At 47.0% G+C, this 16,260-nt stretch carries 10 protein-coding genes; 3 read left to right on the plus strand and 7 right to left on the minus strand.

What is annotated here, in order from left to right:
• Window positions 1-22: 22 nt before the first annotated feature.
• Complete coding sequence (locus tag JUB14_RS20300; protein WP_207508653.1) at window positions 23-1,381, minus strand: spinster family MFS transporter; 1,359 nt, start codon at window positions 1,379-1,381, stop codon at window positions 23-25.
• Between the two features lie 10 nt (window positions 1,382-1,391).
• Window positions 1,392-3,200 carry an acyl-CoA dehydrogenase family protein gene (locus JUB14_RS20305; protein ID WP_207508654.1) on the minus strand — a complete coding sequence of 603 codons (1,809 nt, stop codon included), beginning with the start codon at window positions 3,198-3,200 and terminating at the stop codon, window positions 1,392-1,394.
• Between the two features lie 185 nt (window positions 3,201-3,385).
• Here JUB14_RS20305 and JUB14_RS20310 point away from each other — a divergent pair, with 185 nt between their 5' ends.
• Entirely contained in the window at window positions 3,386-4,288 is a 903-nt protein-coding gene (locus JUB14_RS20310; protein ID WP_207508655.1) for a LysR family transcriptional regulator, read from the plus strand.
• A 6-nt stretch (window positions 4,289-4,294) separates the two neighbouring features.
• Here the strand turns inward: JUB14_RS20310 and JUB14_RS20315 are convergent, their stop codons facing one another.
• The 5 genes from JUB14_RS20315 to JUB14_RS20335 all read right to left on the minus strand — a co-directional run bounded on the left by JUB14_RS20315 (window position 4,295) and on the right by JUB14_RS20335 (window position 10,472).
• Entirely contained in the window at window positions 4,295-5,734 is a 1,440-nt protein-coding gene (locus JUB14_RS20315) for a pyridoxal phosphate-dependent decarboxylase family protein (RefSeq protein ID WP_207508656.1), read from the minus strand.
• Between the two features lie 277 nt (window positions 5,735-6,011).
• A complete protein-coding gene (locus JUB14_RS20320) occupies window positions 6,012-6,737 on the minus strand; it encodes a hypothetical protein (RefSeq protein WP_207508657.1) in 726 nt (241 codons plus the stop codon).
• A gap of 262 nt (window positions 6,738-6,999) precedes the next feature.
• Window positions 7,000-7,683: a hypothetical protein gene (locus tag JUB14_RS20325; RefSeq protein ID WP_207508658.1), complete on the minus strand. Its 684-nt coding sequence runs from the start codon at window positions 7,681-7,683 to the stop codon at window positions 7,000-7,002.
• A gap of 131 nt (window positions 7,684-7,814) precedes the next feature.
• Entirely contained in the window at window positions 7,815-9,875 is a 2,061-nt protein-coding gene (locus tag JUB14_RS20330; RefSeq protein ID WP_207508659.1) for an alpha-amylase family glycosyl hydrolase, read from the minus strand.
• A gap of 402 nt (window positions 9,876-10,277) precedes the next feature.
• Window positions 10,278-10,472: a hypothetical protein gene (locus JUB14_RS20335; RefSeq protein ID WP_229368075.1), complete on the minus strand. Its 195-nt coding sequence runs from the start codon at window positions 10,470-10,472 to the stop codon at window positions 10,278-10,280.
• A 246-nt stretch (window positions 10,473-10,718) separates the two neighbouring features.
• Between JUB14_RS20335 and JUB14_RS20340 the strand changes: the two genes are divergently transcribed.
• Both JUB14_RS20340 and JUB14_RS20345 read left to right on the plus strand, forming a co-directional pair.
• Window positions 10,719-13,652 carry a DEAD/DEAH box helicase gene (locus tag JUB14_RS20340; protein ID WP_207508660.1) on the plus strand — a complete coding sequence of 978 codons (2,934 nt, stop codon included), beginning with the start codon at window positions 10,719-10,721 and terminating at the stop codon, window positions 13,650-13,652.
• Window positions 13,653-14,074: 422 nt separating this feature from the next.
• Complete coding sequence (locus tag JUB14_RS20345) at window positions 14,075-16,237, plus strand: alpha-galactosidase (RefSeq protein ID WP_207508661.1); 2,163 nt, start codon at window positions 14,075-14,077, stop codon at window positions 16,235-16,237.
• Window positions 16,238-16,260 lie beyond the last annotated feature (23 nt).

Here is a 16,260-nt window from a genome sequence, read left to right on the forward strand (position 1 = left end):
TGTGAGTAGTTGAATAGGTCATTTAGTTTTCATCAGTTAACTGCCCCTTGTTGTTTTCAATTGCCTCACGGTAAGGCTTTAGCCCCGTCCAGAAGCTGACTCCACCGACCACTCCTCCAATCAGTAGGAGCAGCGCCAGAGAGTAGCGAATGGCTCCTTCATCCTGAAATACAAAGTCGGTGAATATGGCTACCGTAGTAGGCCCCAGTCCCAATCCGATAAGGTTGAGAATAAAGAGGAATATGGCCGAAGCCAGTACCCTTACCTGGTTAGGCATTAATTCTTGTACAGCCGAGGCGGCCGCTCCTATGTTGGACGCCAGGAAGAAGCAGGGAATGAATAGGATGGCTAAGGCCAGAATGGGACTATCCAAAAGGGGAGCAAAGCAGGTTAGCGTAACGGCTATCAGAGAGATCAATCCTACGCGCAGACGACCATCAGTATGGCCCATCCTCACCAGCCGATCGGCGTACCAGCCTCCCCAGAGTACTCCCAGTCCGGATGCTACTACGAGTACAATCCCAAAGCCTAGTCCCGCGTGTGGCATGCTCCAGCCGTAGGTGCGCACCAGAAACGTAGGTACCAAGGCACTGCATCCGTAGTTGATCAGAGCGGAAAATGCCAACCCAAAGCAAATGGACAGGTAGGCCCATTTGTGTTTGAATATGATTTTGAGTGCTTCCGGTATACTTACTTCTACGGTCTTGCCTTCATTTTTGAGGAGGTTCTTACGAACCGGTTCCTTTACCGTCAGCATCAATGCGGACAGGATCAGGCCCGGCAGACCGATGTACACAAACAGGAGTTGCCAGGGATACAGAGAGCCCAGCAGCGGCACGTACACCCGTCCCTCAGTAGGAAGCGTGGCAATAATACCGGCCCCGATCAGCAGCGCTATGCCCGATCCCAGAAAGATGCCCGATGAAAAAATACTTAGAGCCGTAGCCAGGCGGCTTTTGGGGAAGTAGTCGGCAATCATGGAGTAGGCCGAGGGGGACAGGGTTGCTTCACCTACCCCTACGCCCATACGGGCCAGAAAAAACTGCGAGTAGCTCCGGATGCCCCCGCATAGTACTGTCATCAGACTCCATAGGGCCACGCCGCTCATGATGATATTACGGCGACTATACCGGTCGGCGAGCCTGCCGATGATGACACCGAACAGGGTATAGAACAAAGCGAAGCTCAATCCCATGAGTAGGCTCATCTTAAAGTCGGTTAGCCCTAGGTCACGTTTGATAGGTACTACCAGCAGGCTGAGGATTTGTCGGTCGATGAATGACGAAATATTGGCTAAGGTTAGTAAAAAGACTACGTACCAGCCGTATTTCAGAGAGGGTTCCTGGGCCTGTTCCAGAGGTAACTCTAAGGTTTGCTTCATAGGAGGAGTATCAGATAAGTATTTCTGCTTCGGGATTGTATACTGATAGCTGTTCCTCCGACGTGAGCTGCTCGCACAATACTTTGCATTTTGTTAGCTCATAGTTGTAGAAGAACTTCATGGTTTGTATTTTAGAATGATAGAAGTCCTTCCGCTCCGTAGTAACAGTCGAACCGGATAACGCTTTTTCGGCCACCGTGGCCATTCTGAGCCACTGCCAGGCAACATTAAGGATCCCAAACAGCTGCATGTACAGAGTAGCGTTAGCCAGATAGGCTTCGTTACCTCTTTCTTCGCGTATCCTCAGCAAAAGCCCGGTTACTGATTTCCAGGCCTCAATGGACTGGTTCAGCTGGTCAGCGTAGAGTTGTAAGGCTTCTGATTCTAGAGCCACCTGTATATCCGGCATAACCTGCTCACTCCATAGGTCTACCGCCTGAGCATTGTTTTGAGGTATCTGCCGACCCAATAATGCAATGGATTGAATACCGGTAGTACCTTCATATACCGGAAATATGCGAGCGTCCCGCGCTATTTGCTCAACGGGAAAATCAGTCGTATATCCATACCCGCCCAGTACCTGCAGAGCCTGATATACCGAGCGATTTCCCTCCTCTGATCCGTACGTTTTGGCCACCGGCGTCAGGAGTTCCAGCAGGTCCAGGTAGTGCTGTTTCTGTGGTCCCTCGGAAACCTTCAAGAGATCCAGGTACTTGTAGCATTGAAGTATAAGAGCCAGAGTACCTTCGGTAAAGGCCTTCTGAATCAACAGCATTCTCCTGACATCCGGATGCTGAATAATGGGAGCCGGTGGCGTATTGGGATCTTTGGCATCAGCCCGTCTGCCCTGAACCCGCTCCCGGGCGTATTGCAGTGAGGTACAGTAGGCCAGTGAGGCGACTGATACTCCGGCCAAGCCTACTTCCAGTCGGGCGCTATTCATGAGCTGGAACATGTATTGCAAGCCACGGTTGGCTTCCCCAAGCAGGTATCCAACGCAGGTACCGGAGCCACCAAACTCAAGGTGCATAGCGGGAGTAGCCTTCTGACCCATTTTATGGTAGATACCAATAGACTCCACTCCATTGGGCACGAGCTTACCATCCGCACCAGGTCTATTTTTGGGTACGATAAAGAGCGAGATACCTTTCACTCCGGCCGGGGCGCCTTCGATTCGGGCAAGCACCAGGTGGATTATGTTTTCGGTGATGTCCTGATCGCCCGCTGATATAAATATTTTTTGTCCTTTGATGTGATAGGCAGCCTCCCCTGCAGGTACTGCCATAGTAGTAATGTCAGATAATGAGCTGCCGGCCTGGCTCTCGGTAAGGCACATGGTAGCAGCCCACTGCCCGGACAGGAGTTTGGGCAGGTACAGGGCCTTCTGCTCCTCACTGCCGAACTGAAGTAGTACATTGGCAACCCCCTTCACCAGATCCGTAAACATCACAAAGCTGTTATTGGCGGAGGAGAGTATAAATTGAACCGCTGCGGCAATGGTACGCGGCAACTGTTGGCCATCCCACTCGTTTGGAAAGGTAGCTGCCATCAGACCCGACTCTGTGTAAGCATGGTAGAACTTATGCACCAGGGGATGTACTTTTACCTGTCCGTCGGATAACTGAGGTTCCTCACGATCGACGGCCCTATAGGCGGGTTGTAAGTATTCTTCGGCTAGTTCGGTGGCTGCCTCCAGAATCATATCAAAGGTTTCCCGGCTGTGGCCGTTGAAGTATTCATGAGCTGTAACTTCTTCCATGCCCAGTACCTCATACAGTACAAAATGGAGATGATCGCGGGAAAACGTTTTGACTGCCATGCGTTTACATTTTTTTAGGTTTCTTTCGCTTAAAAGGAGAAAGAAAAGCAGGTCTTACCTATTTTGAATTGAGTCCTTGTGCTTACCTGTTCGTACTGTTGCTCTCAAAAATGATATTTAATCTCTTATAAGTTTAATTGTATTTTCTAATTTGGTAATTAGTATTTCTTATTGGAAATTGCTGTATGGAACTACGGCAACTGCGGTATTTTGTAGAAGTAGCACGCGAGCTACACTTTGGCCGCGCGGCAGAAAAGTTATTCATATCCCAATCGGCGCTCAGTCAGCAAATTCAACTTCTTGAAGAGGAGATTGGGGTTGACCTGTTTGTACGGGCTCTACGACTTAAGCAGCGGAAAGTGGAGCTTACGGAGGTTGGAGAACAATTTATGACGGATGCCGTGTCAATACTGAGACAGAGTGAAAAGGCTCTGGAAAATGCCCGTAACCTTGGGCAGCATAAAAACGAGCTGCGTATCGGGTTTTTTAAACTGGCTTTTCGGAAGTGGGTGGTGGAGATACTACATACCATAGCCATACACTTTCCGGAGGTAGAGGTAAAGATCATTGAGTTCCCAACGGTAGAGAGCGTGCAGGATGGCCTGCTGGAACAACGGATTGACCTTGGGATGACGCTGCTACCTCTGAAAGATGAGTCGCTAGCCTCGCAGGTATATAAAAGTGACTACCTCAGCGTGCTACTCTCGGAACATCATCCCCTGGCGTCGGCCGATCACATTGTACTGGAGGAATTGAAAAACGAGAAATGGGTGATCATTAACAAGTCACTTCATCCCTTTTATGACTACATCGAGCGCCTTTGCCAGAAAGCGGGATTTAGTCGCGAAACCAACATCGTGCAGGAGGTATCATCCCACGAGATGCTGTGTAGCCTGGTAAGTCTGGATATAGGTATTGCCTTTATGCCTTCCCTGTTTGATCTGAGCAAAGAACCCGGATTGGTGGCTAGAAAGGTACTTAAGAACGGCGCTTCACCTCAGGAGATAGAAGTTAATCATGCCATAGCCTGGCGCAATAAGCAACTATCTCCGCTGGTGAAGGCCGTCGTCAATACAATTATTGAGTAAAGCTGACTAGTGGGAATGAGCCAGCAGATAAGCAGCCTTCTGCTCGATATTCCCCAGTAGTTCCTGCAGCTCCCGTTCAGTAGTGAGCGGATTCATCAGAGATACCCGCAGATAGGTTTGCCCTTTCAGGATAGTTTGAACTATGAAAAAGTCTCCCTCTTCCAGCAGCAATTGTCTGATCTGCTGATTAAAACTATTTGTATCGCACTCTGTCAGGTACCGCAAACACACGATATTGCATTCCGGCTCGTAGGCCAGTTCAAAAGCGGGATTGGTTCTGACCTGGGCTGCAAATGTAGTTGCCAGTCCATACAGCCGATCAATATTCTCCCGGAATATGGTTTCACCGTAGGTACGCAGGATGGTGTACACGTTCAGGATGGACATGTTCTTGGTGCATTCCACGCTTCGCTTCCCGCCGTTGTACCATTCTTCCTCTCCTGGCTGCTCCGCCCACAGGTACTGGGCTCGCTGGGCAAATGTCTTATAGGAATCGCCGCTACGCTTGAAGATAACCGCCGTCGAGAGTGAGGGTGTCATCATCATTTTGTGGTAGTCCACCACGACCGAATCTGCCTGTTCAATTCCTTTAACCAGATGCTTGTATTTGGGAGAAAAGGCGGCCGGTGCTCCGTGGGCTCCATCCACATGAAACCACAGGTTGTACTTCTGACAGAAGGCCGCAATGGCTTCCAGATTATCGTAGGAGCCCGTAGAGGTCGTGCAGGCGCAGCCTACTACACATAGTACCTGCTTTCCCTCAGATATAGCCTGCTGGTAGTATTGCTCCAGCTGGTCGGTGCGCATCTGGTACCGCTCGTTCACAGGTACTTTGATAATACCTTCGGTACCCAGACCCATAATCCGGGCGGCGCGGTCGATGCAGTAGTGCGCTTCTTCGGATACCAGTACCGCCCAGCGTTGCCCCTCCTGATGGCCTTCATTCCATACATTACTCACGGCAGCCCTGGCTGCAAGTAAGGCCGTCAGGTTACCCAACGATCCACCTGATGTCAAAAAACCCGATGCTTCGCTGCCAAAGCCGAGCTTACGGGCCAGGTACTCCGACATGATCTTCTCTAATGAATTGCCCACCATACCCATTTCGTACACCGCCTGTCCCTGGTTCAGCAGCGCCGACACAGCCGATGAAAGTACAGTTACCGGTAAGGGAGGGGTAGTCTGGTGACCCATGTACCTAGGGTTGTGTAGGTGAATGGACCGGGCTATGGCATCCTGAAACAGCTCCAACGGGTCAGCAAGCGGCTGTTGGGCATCTTCCTGCCAGGTAGCCAGCTGATCTGTAGGGGGCTGCCACTGTATAGTTTTTTCCTTATTTTTTTCTGAAGTAGTTCTTTCCAAATAATCGGCCATCATATCTATCAGCGCGTGCCCCTGTTGACGAAAGTTGTCAGCGGAGTAAGCCTGGTCCAGTATATTTTCCATAGGTGGTTTTTCTAAGTTTTCTGCAAAGAAAAGAGAGTGTAACCTGGATTCACAAAGGCACCGACCTTTTTACTTGATATTGTATAGTAATGACAAATTAAGAAGTGTAAAATGAGCCCGAATAGTTATTAACCCCTGTTTATGCTAGTACTTGCAGGCCAGTCTGTCGAAGCAGTTAATGACTTTTTATACCATGTTCACGACCGCTACGCTCAGATTGATACATTGAATAAGGTATGTTATCAGATTCTCATCTTTACCGGTCCTGTTCTAGTCATTAAATAAGCAGCAGAAGAGTTGAATACAGTACTACCCCGGTACAAAACGCCCAGAAGTTGCTCTTACGTTCTTCGGGTAACTCTTCCTTGAGTACATTCATGATCGTACTTCCGGCGATAAAGGCAAAGAGCACCACAATCGATGCTTCAGGTAATTCTGTAAGTACACCTGTCAACCACCCAACCAGTACGGCAGCGGTGATGATCCAGCGACCTTTTCGACGATACGCGGTTTGGTAGTGTTCAGCGAGTCCATAATCATTCACCATGAAATGAAATGCCATAGCCACCGTAAACCATAGAAGAGTAGCCATGGTACCTTCGTTACGATGCACCAGCAGATACCCAATGATGGCATTGTACAGGGCAAAAGAAGAAATATGCAGCCAGAATACATTCAGATTTTTTGACTTCATTTCAGTTTCATGCTCATCGCGTGCGGACTGTGAAGACTGTTTGGCGGCCTTTTCCAGACCGTAGAAGAAGGCTAATCCAAATAAAGCAATTAAGTAGGTATGGTGTTCCAGATAGTTTAGTACCTGGTCCTGAAGTACTTCCTGACCCTCAGCGAGCTCTGGAAGTAAATGGACAAATATATAAGCCACCGAAATCCCCCCGGCAAAGGATAACCATTTGCTGCGGGGAATTGCCGTGAGTTTAAGTCTTTCGGAAAATAAATGTGTGAGTGCCAGTACCAGTGCTGCTATTGCTGAAAATAATGCCATACGCGCCTATTATTAAGTTTACCTTATAGTTTATATCCTGCTATAGCCACAAAAGTTGTTCCTGCTCATTCTTGTAAATTTTCTTTTGCTGCTTTTGATGGATTCTATATATGTGTCTGAAAATTAGCGGTTTGTTGGCTATATTATAAAGTACGCCCCAGCACCATTGATAAGTAATGGCGCTGGGGCGTATATGGTGTAGCTAAATCAATATTCTAAATAAATGGAATATTGATAAGTACCAGACTTAGTTATGCTTATATCATCTTTTCTTCTCAACCAGGTACGAGGCTCGTTCCTTAGCATTTTGCATCAATTGCATGTACATAAGATTATATACATTAGATGACGAGCTGCTATAAATCTGGACAAGGTAGGTAAATACACACAGTGCCACAATCATAGTTAATGGACCAAGGAGACTCAATGAAACCCCATTATAGTATATATAAATAGAGACACATACCGCACAAAACATGGTAATACCTCTTGCTGTAGAGTGATCCATTTTACCGGTCTCCTTTTCTTTTTCGTAGTATGATAGCTCCGTTAATTCTTCCGTATTTAGGAGAGTGGGATTATTATTTTTTATCAAATAAGAAATTTCTTCTGAATTGAAACTGAATAAAGAATCGTGATTGTCTTCCTCTTCCTGATTGCGTATAAATTGTAACCAATGTGAAACATTAATATACACAATAGCTAATACTACCGAAACGATAATTCCAATCGAAAATTTCGTATCGCTTACATCCTGAATTAATGGGTGCATAATAAGTAGAAGAAGAATAGTGGATAATACCCAACTGGTCTTATTATCTTCAATGATTCCTACTAAGGCCAGTACCAGCATTAGAAACCAGACGATATAAATTGCCCCAATAAAGGAGCCCATCAATTTTAATGCTAGGGCTACAGCGATACAAACAATTAATAACTTATTCATAAATGAGTATAGTGTGTGATGATTAAACAGTTAAATGTTCATCCACAAGTATACTTACCTATAAAAGAATCCAGAAATAAAAATTATCAATTGGCTTGATTATAGGACTAATGGCTTCCAACTGAGTTACATTATGCGGCAAAAGTATCTTTTATCAGTACCAGTACATCCGCCGGCTGTACTTCCCGAATTTCAATGTACGCAGGGTCACCTGTTTGATCTAATCCTTTTACGACCACCCTGGATCCGACGGGGTGAGTACCTGTATAGTCGCCACCAAGAGTAGCTGTTTGAGCTGTATTAGCAATAACTACATACTCAGTGCCGGGCTGAGACAGCTCTGCGGCCACTACTATATTACCTCCCCTGGCATCGACACCATTGGGATTGACTATACATACGGCCTCCTGATTATGTAATATGCGAGACCAGGCTACCAATTCACCCGCCTTGGGATAATCAAAGCCGGTGCCCGGTGTCTGGATTTGTCTTAGGTACTGGCGACCCAGGCGAAGTACAGAGTGGGCTGCCCTGATTTTGCAGAGACTACTGATGCGGATGTAGGCAGGGCTATTGGAGTCAAAACAATGCTTTCCGGCGGTACCGAAGGGACCAAAGCCGGGTATGGTATTATCCGGTTCCTGTAGCTGAGTATCCAGGTCTTCGGTAGAGTTGGCGCGGGGATGCTCAGGACCAAACATGGCTTCGCGAAGGTACCTGTCGTTGGAACGCCAGCCTTCCAGAAAGCCTACCTGCGAACTGGCCGGACCGGCCAGGGCCTGCTCGGTGCCATAGTAGATGCAGGGTATGCCCAGGGTGAAAAGCTGAATGGCTACGGGTACAGTGACATAGTAATCCTTCACCGCGAAACTATTTGGTACTTCGGCGGAAAATCTGATCTTGCTTCCAAATACGTGATCATGGTCGTCCAGGATAGATACATGGCGGTCACCAAAGCTCCGGTGCGAATCAAAGCCTTGGCTTTGCTGATCAAATATATCGAAGTAAGAGCTACCTCTTTCCAGCCCTTTGGCTACTGAGTTGAGGGCAAGTCGGGCGTTGCCAATATCCAATGCCGCGTTCAGATTACGTTCCATCATTGCTGTATAGTCCAGTACAGCATCCTGGAAGTTGTCTCCACCGGCTATTTCACCGATCAGAATGAAATTGTGTTTGCCAATCAGATCAGCAAACTCCCGAATGGCTCCACAAAAGTTTCGGGTTTCTTCCAGGGCCATGTGCTTGACCGTATCAATTCGGAATCCATCACAATCGGTAAGGGCTATCCAGTACTGCAGACACTGGATCAGTTGAGTCAGAGTTCCCGGAACGTCAAGGGCGAAGTCCTTTAATGAAAGAAAATCAGTCCGCTTGTGTTCGGCACGGGGATCAGTGATATTATTGGATTCACCCAGGCTACCCATTCCAGCCCGTGTATAGAGGCTTTCTCTTTGCAGCTCGCGTGGCCACACTCCTTCATGCCGGGAATTAATTGCTGCTGATTCCGTGGCAAAGCCCTGCTGTGCTTCATTTCGCCAGGTAAGCTTCCACCCCTTTGTATCATCAAAATTAGGAGAGCCATAGTAGTTAGGCCACTGTTTATAGGGCGGTTCATTCTCAGCCTGGCTTAAATCATTATCCGGCCGCACGTAGCCCCAGTTATCACCGGAGTGATTAACTATAACGTCCAGCAATATACGTATTCCATTGGCGTGTGCTTCACTAACCAGACTGACAAGATCTTTGCGGGTACCAAAGCGTGGGTCTACTTCCAGAAAGTCCTGAATACCGTAGCCATGGTAGGAGTTCAACCGGACCCGTTGCTTGAAAATTGGCCCAATCCAAATCGCCGTTACACCCAATTCTTTCAGGTAGCCTAGTTGGCTTTTGATCCCATTAATTGTTCCTCCCTGCCAGCGTGAGCCCGATTCAGCCCATTGCTGCCAATCCCAGTCCGGCCGCTCGTCCGTTTGCCGTAGTTGTTTGATCTCTTCCCTTGTCAGTAGTGGGCGTGTTGCTTCCTTGCCATCACTAAATCGGTCAGGTAGTAAGAAGTACAATATTTCATCCCGCCAACTGATTGGAGAAGGGTAATACATTACCCCCTCACGGATGGCACGGTTGATTAGGGTGCGTGCCTCTGCTAGGGAATCAGGCCGATCGGGTTCCAGAAGATCAAATGGTGTAGGCATGGCTATATACGGCTTAGTTGTGAATAGTGCATAAAATAGATCAGTCAGATCTACAGTGACTAGGAGGATTAGCTGATTAAAAGTACTGGTAAGCTTAGCGAAGTCAAAGAGAAGTCGTTACTTCTTATTGAGCGGTTACATAATGGGAGAAACTAGAATGATCTTATTGCAGCAGTTGTACAGGAAAGAGCTAATGCAGTACCTGTGATATTGCAGTTGTAGCTGATGTTGATAGTAAAGGTACTTATCAGATTGGGCAAAAAAAGGCACCAGTTTGGAAATACTGGCGCTATATGGATTTTCGGAATCCTACTTGTTACTTACCAGTTTAAAGAAGCGACTTTCGTCTCCATCTTTGGTTTATTCCTGATACAGAAATGCCAGATTATTCTTCTTAAATATCTAGTACCATTCTTCCCACGATATCTCCTCCAGTGAGTCACCTCCACTATAACCCGGGAAATCAATTCTAATGAGGCCTTCTCCCTCTTCGGTATTACCGGCACCCTTTACTTTGGTCGGTTTTCCCTGACGCTGCTCAGCCCACTGCTGAATCTCTTTCAGATTGGTTGTTGTGTTTGATGAGTGACTTGACATACAGTTTATTAGTTGAACTTATCTCCTGCTTTTACAGGTACTTCCGGTGTGTAAATGGATACAGCGTTTGTATCTATTCCACAATCAACAGGTTGATTGATTGAAATGTTTTTTAGTGAATAACTGTACTATTCAGGTAGGAGCGACTAGTTTCCTATTACTTGTCCGCCTCTACACCTACATTTGTAGAATTAAAAGTAGAGCCGGGTGCAGGTTCTGGAAGATCTGTAAGTAAGACAGGCATTGATGCAACAAAACCAACCATTTGACCCATTCAGAAAGGATAAAAAAGCGGATAGTACAGAACTCTCTGATGAGGAGTTTCTGCTTTCATTTCTGGCAACGAAAGGGAGTACAACACTTAATGCACCTGCTGCCAAGCGTATTGTAGTCATAGGTAAGCACAAGTACTATGATCTTTTCAACGCACAGCTCATCGAGTGTCAGCTAAGTGACAAGGGAGAACTACGGGCTCCTTTTACCCCGGTCAATCCCGTTGATCTGGTCTGGAATACCAGAAGCCCCGAGGAGTTAAAGTTTTATGCGGCAATCATCAAGTTTCAGTCTTATTATGAAAAGTCGATCCTGGATGCTGAGGGGCTAAAAGCCCTTATTAGCAACCCCCTGAAATACGAATTCTATCTGCACGATAGTAACGTTTCCGAAAAGATTACTCTACGTTCTCTGACCCCTGTTCACCTTAGCAAGCCTAACGTAGATTTTGGAGTCCAGATCAGTCTGGGGGAGAAGTTTTATCACGTACACAGCAGTCTGAAGATTGATAATAGCTACTGTCCCCTGACGCGGGTAGCTCTCAAGTTCGGTCACTTCCTCCTTCTTGATAGCAGCTGGTATCTGTGTGAGAATAGCAATGTATTCAACGCCATTGGTTACTTCATCAAGCATAATAACTCCATCCAACTCACGCACGATACCTTGTTGCAGTTTCAGTTAGAAGTGTTGGCTGATCTGGAAACTCACGTGCATGTTCATCATGGGTATCTAAAACCTGCCACCAAAGTTCAATTGAAGCGTGGAGGCTTCGATCAGGGGCCTCAGAAGTTTATTTACCTATCCGACTTGGGTGAGTATGTTCTCATCAATCCGGTCATGCGGTACGGGGATATTGATATACCCGTCCTGACCAAAAGACAGATTTATACCCAGGATATAAGGGGTAATCTATTTGGTGTAGCCCGTGACGGACAGGCAGAGGATAGCTTTATAGCCTTACTGATCCAGCAGCATCCGGATTTTTGGGAACAGATGGAAAACCCGCTCCAGTACTTCTACCTGCACAAGACCCGCTTCCTGGACGAAAGCTGGTTTTTGGATGCCTTCGAGGAGTGGACGGATGCCCATATCACCATACTTGGGTTCAATGAACTGAAAGGGAACAAGCTCAATCCTAATAAATTAAAGGTCAATATTTACATTGCCAGCGGGCTTAACTGGTTCAATGCGCTGGTAAATGTACGCTTTGGCCGCAAGAAGGCTACACTTAAGCAGTTGCAGAAGTCAGTAAAGTATAAGTCGAAGTACGTGCAGCTGGATGATGGTACTTTGGGTATCCTGCCCGAGGAGTGGCTTAGCAAACTGGAAGCGTATTTTATCAGCGGAGAGGTGACTGACGAAGCCATTCAGATTCCCAAGACTAACTTCACCGTTGTTGAAAAACTATTCGAAGCCCACATGGTGGACCAGCAGGTCAGGGAAGAAATCAACCATTACAAGTCAAAGCTTTCTGACTTTACATCCATAGAAGGTGTACCTCTTCCCAAAGACCTCAAAGCTACCCTACGGCCTTACCAATGGCAGGGTTTGAGCTGGCTCAACTTCCTGGATAGTTTTGGCTTTGGAGGATGTCTGGCGGATGATATGGGCCTGGGTAAGACCATACAGATCATCGCTTTCATGCTGCATCTGCGGGTTAAATACGGCCAGGCTACCCATCTTCTGGTAGTACCTACTTCACTCATACATAACTGGGAAGAGGAGATCAGCAAGTTTGCTCCTTCGCTAAAGATACTGATCCTACATGGTTCATCTAGGGTTAAAAACACCAAAGCTTTTGATGACTACGACGTAGTCATTACCTCCTATGGTACCCTAATATCGGATGTTACCTTTCTGAAAGGGTACGAGTTCGGCTATGTTTTTCTGGATGAATCTCAGAACATCAAAAACATATCGTCGCAGCGGTACAAAGCCGTCCGGTTGCTCCAGTCCCGAAACCGGATTGCGATATCGGGTACTCCCATCGAGAACAACACCTTTGACATATACGCGCAGTTGTCGTTTGCCTGTCCGGGTCTGTTGGGTACCCGTACCTATTTCAAGAATACTTACGCTATCCCGATTGACCGCTTTAAGGAGAAGCGAAGTGCGGAGGCCCTGCAGGAGCTTATAAAGCCTTTTGTACTGAGGAGGACGAAGAAAGAAGTCGCCAGCGAGCTACCCGATAAAACTGAAGTAGTCCTTTACTGTGAACTGGGGGACGAGCAGCGTAAGGTATATGATGCCTACGAGCGTGAGTTTAGGGACTATATCTCGTCAAATAATGAGGAGGAGATAGCTAAAAATGGTATGCACGTGCTGCGGGGCATTACCAAGCTTCGGCAGATTTGTAACTCCCCCCTCTTGCTGAATGATGAAAAGCTGCATGGTGAAACTTCTGCCAAAATAGAGCGATTGCTTGATCAGTTAAGGGGTATATCAAGGGCACATAAGGTACTGGTCTTCTCCCAGTTCGTATCCATGCTGGATCTAGTCAGGAAGGAGCTGAATAAGGAGAAAATCAAGCACGCCTACCTGACCGGTAGCACCCGTAACCGGGCCGAGGTAATTGAGCAGTTCCAGCAGGACGAAGAGACGCGGGTGTTCCTGATCAGCTTGAAAGCCGGTGGTACGGGGTTAAATCTGACAGCGGCCGATTACGTGTTCTTGGTGGATCCGTGGTGGAACCCGGCGGTAGAGAACCAGGCCATCGACCGGATCTACCGCATCGGTCAGGAGAAGAATGTCATAGCGGTACGGCTGATATGCCCGGATACGGTAGAGGAGAAAATCATGCAGATGCAGCAGAACAAAGTTCGTCTTACCACCGATCTGATCAGTAGCGACGACAGCTTCTTCAAGTCACTTTCAAAAGATGATTTGTTAGGCTTAATGAATAGGTAATACCTATCTTGCTGAGCAAAAACACAGAAGAGACTATGCAGAAGGTAGATAAACTAGATTTCCTGGAAGTAGATTATCCGGCCATAACCGCAGTTGTTGCGGAGAGACTGATCAACGGGTTATGGTGCAGTCTTTCTAGTAGTACTATATCGTCTAAAAACTATTTTCGTGTTTTAGCTAACAGTTATATAGTCGAGCTTCTAATTAATTAATCCTCCCTACTTTGGCTCCTACTAGTAATCGTTCCGATAGTATACAATACTACACCCGCTACTCTTTCTGAACAATCTGTTAAATTGCAAGAATTTTACTTTAAAAACTCCGGGGATAAATCCCTCCTAATCTAGTTTGAAATGATAGTAATATTTGGCATGCTTTCGTCCATGAAAGTCAGGCACACATTCAAAAGCTTACTAATTGTAATGATCACAACCATCTCAGCTACCGCTGTCGCACAACAGGCTTCGATCATTCCCATCGAAACCAAGCGCTACGGCCTGGCCCTGCAGTTGGGGACAGATAAGCGGGTTGGGATTATTCACTTTGGTACTAAATTAAAGAATGCCTCTGAGTACCTGCATGCGCCAGCCATGTCGCGTCGTGGGGATGACTATTCGGGTATCCTCAATTCAGTATATACCCCCAGTGGCTCTCGCAACCTGGTAGAGCCCGCCATTCGGGTGACCCATACCGACGGAAACACCTCCCTGGATCTGCAGTACGTAAGCCATAATGTACAGAAGGTCGACAATAATGTATCCATCACCAGCATCCTGTTACGTGATCCGGCTTATGCTCTGGATGTGACCTTATACTATAAAGTATATGCGGATGAGGATGTGATAGAGCAGTGGTCGGTGATCAAGAACAATGAGAAGGGCAACGTAACGCTGCATAAATACGCCTCCGCTAACCTTTACGTATCGGCTAAAGAGTACTACCTGAACCACTACCACGGAGACTGGGCCAAGGAAATGCAGCCCGAAGAAATCCGTCTTACCTCAGGCATCAAAGTACTGGACTCTAAGCTGGGTACCCGTGCCAATCTTTACCAGCCTCCTACCTTTATGGTATCGCTTGATAAACCGGCTACCGAAGAAGAAGGCCGGGTACTGTATGGTTCGGTGGAGTGGTCGGGTAATTTCCGGGTTGATCTGGAGGTAGATCCCCTGAATAACCTCCGCCTAATTGCGGGTATCAATCCTTTTGCTTCTGAATATGTACTTGGTAAGGGGCAGGAGTTTATTACGGCTCTTTTTGTATATACCTACTCGGACAAGGGGAAGGGAGACGCCAGTCGCAATATGCACCGCTGGGCCCGCAAGTACCGCGTCATGCAGGGGAATGGCTCGCGACTAACCCTTCTCAACAACTGGGAAGCCACCTACTTTGACTTTAACGAGAACAAACTGGCGGCGCTCATTAAGGATACTAAAAAGCTGGGCGTAGATATGTTCCTGCTGGATGATGGCTGGTTTGGGAACAAGTACCCTCGTAATGGTGATAATGCTGGCCTAGGCGACTGGCAGGAGAACGTACAGAAACTTCCTCACGGAATCGGGTACCTGGTCAAAGAAGCACAGAATAACCAGGTGAAGTTTGGTATATGGGTGGAGCCTGAGATGGTGAACCCGAAGAGTGAGCTGTACGAGAAGCATCCCGAGTGGGTAATACGTCAGCCCAACCGACCCGAACATCTGTACCGTAATCAGCTGGTATTGGATCTGAGTAATCCGCAGGTACAGGACTTCGTGTTTGGAGTACTTGATAATATCATGACCAAAAATCCTAACGTAGCTTTCTTTAAGTGGGATTGTAATGCGGTGATCTATAATGCCTACTCCCAGTACCTGAAAGACAAGCAATCGCACCTCTATGTAGATTATGTACGTGGATTATACAAGGTACTCGAGCGCTTCCGCGCTAAGTACCCAGACCTGCCTATGATGCTCTGCTCGGGTGGAGGTGGACGTGTCGACTATGCTGCTCTGAAATATTTTACCGAGTTCTGGTTGAGTGATAATACCGATCCTCTGGAGCGTGTATTTATTCAGTGGGAATACTCGTACTTCTTCCCCGCTATCACCCACGATAACCACGTAACGGATTGGGGTAAGCAACCCATCAAGTACCGTACGGATGTAGCTATGATGGGTAAGTTGGGGTTTGATATTGTAGTAACCGAGCTGAATCAAAAAGACCTGGAGTTTTGTCAGAATGCGGTAAGTACCTACAAAAATATCAATGATATAGTATGGCACGGTGATCTGTATCGATTAGCCAGTCCTAGAGATAATGATTTCGCCTCGCTCATGTACGTGAATGGGGGTAAGGATCGGGCGGTTATGTTCAACTACCTGGTTTCTAATCGCTACGGAGCAGGTACACTTTCACCTGTAAAAATGAACGGTCTGGATCTGGAGAAGAAATACCGGGTAAAAGAAATCAATCTGTATCCGGGTACGAAGTCATCTATTACCGGAGAGGTAAGTTACTCAGGAGATTTTCTAATGAATATTGGATTTAATCCGGGTGTGAATGCACGACGTACCAGTGTTATTTTGGAAGTGGTTGAGGTAAAGTAAATTAAAAGATTTTGTAATAAATA

Origin of the sequence: Telluribacter humicola, from assembly GCF_017355935.1 — a bacterium.
GTDB lineage: Bacteria > Bacteroidota > Bacteroidia > Cytophagales > Spirosomataceae > Telluribacter > Telluribacter humicola.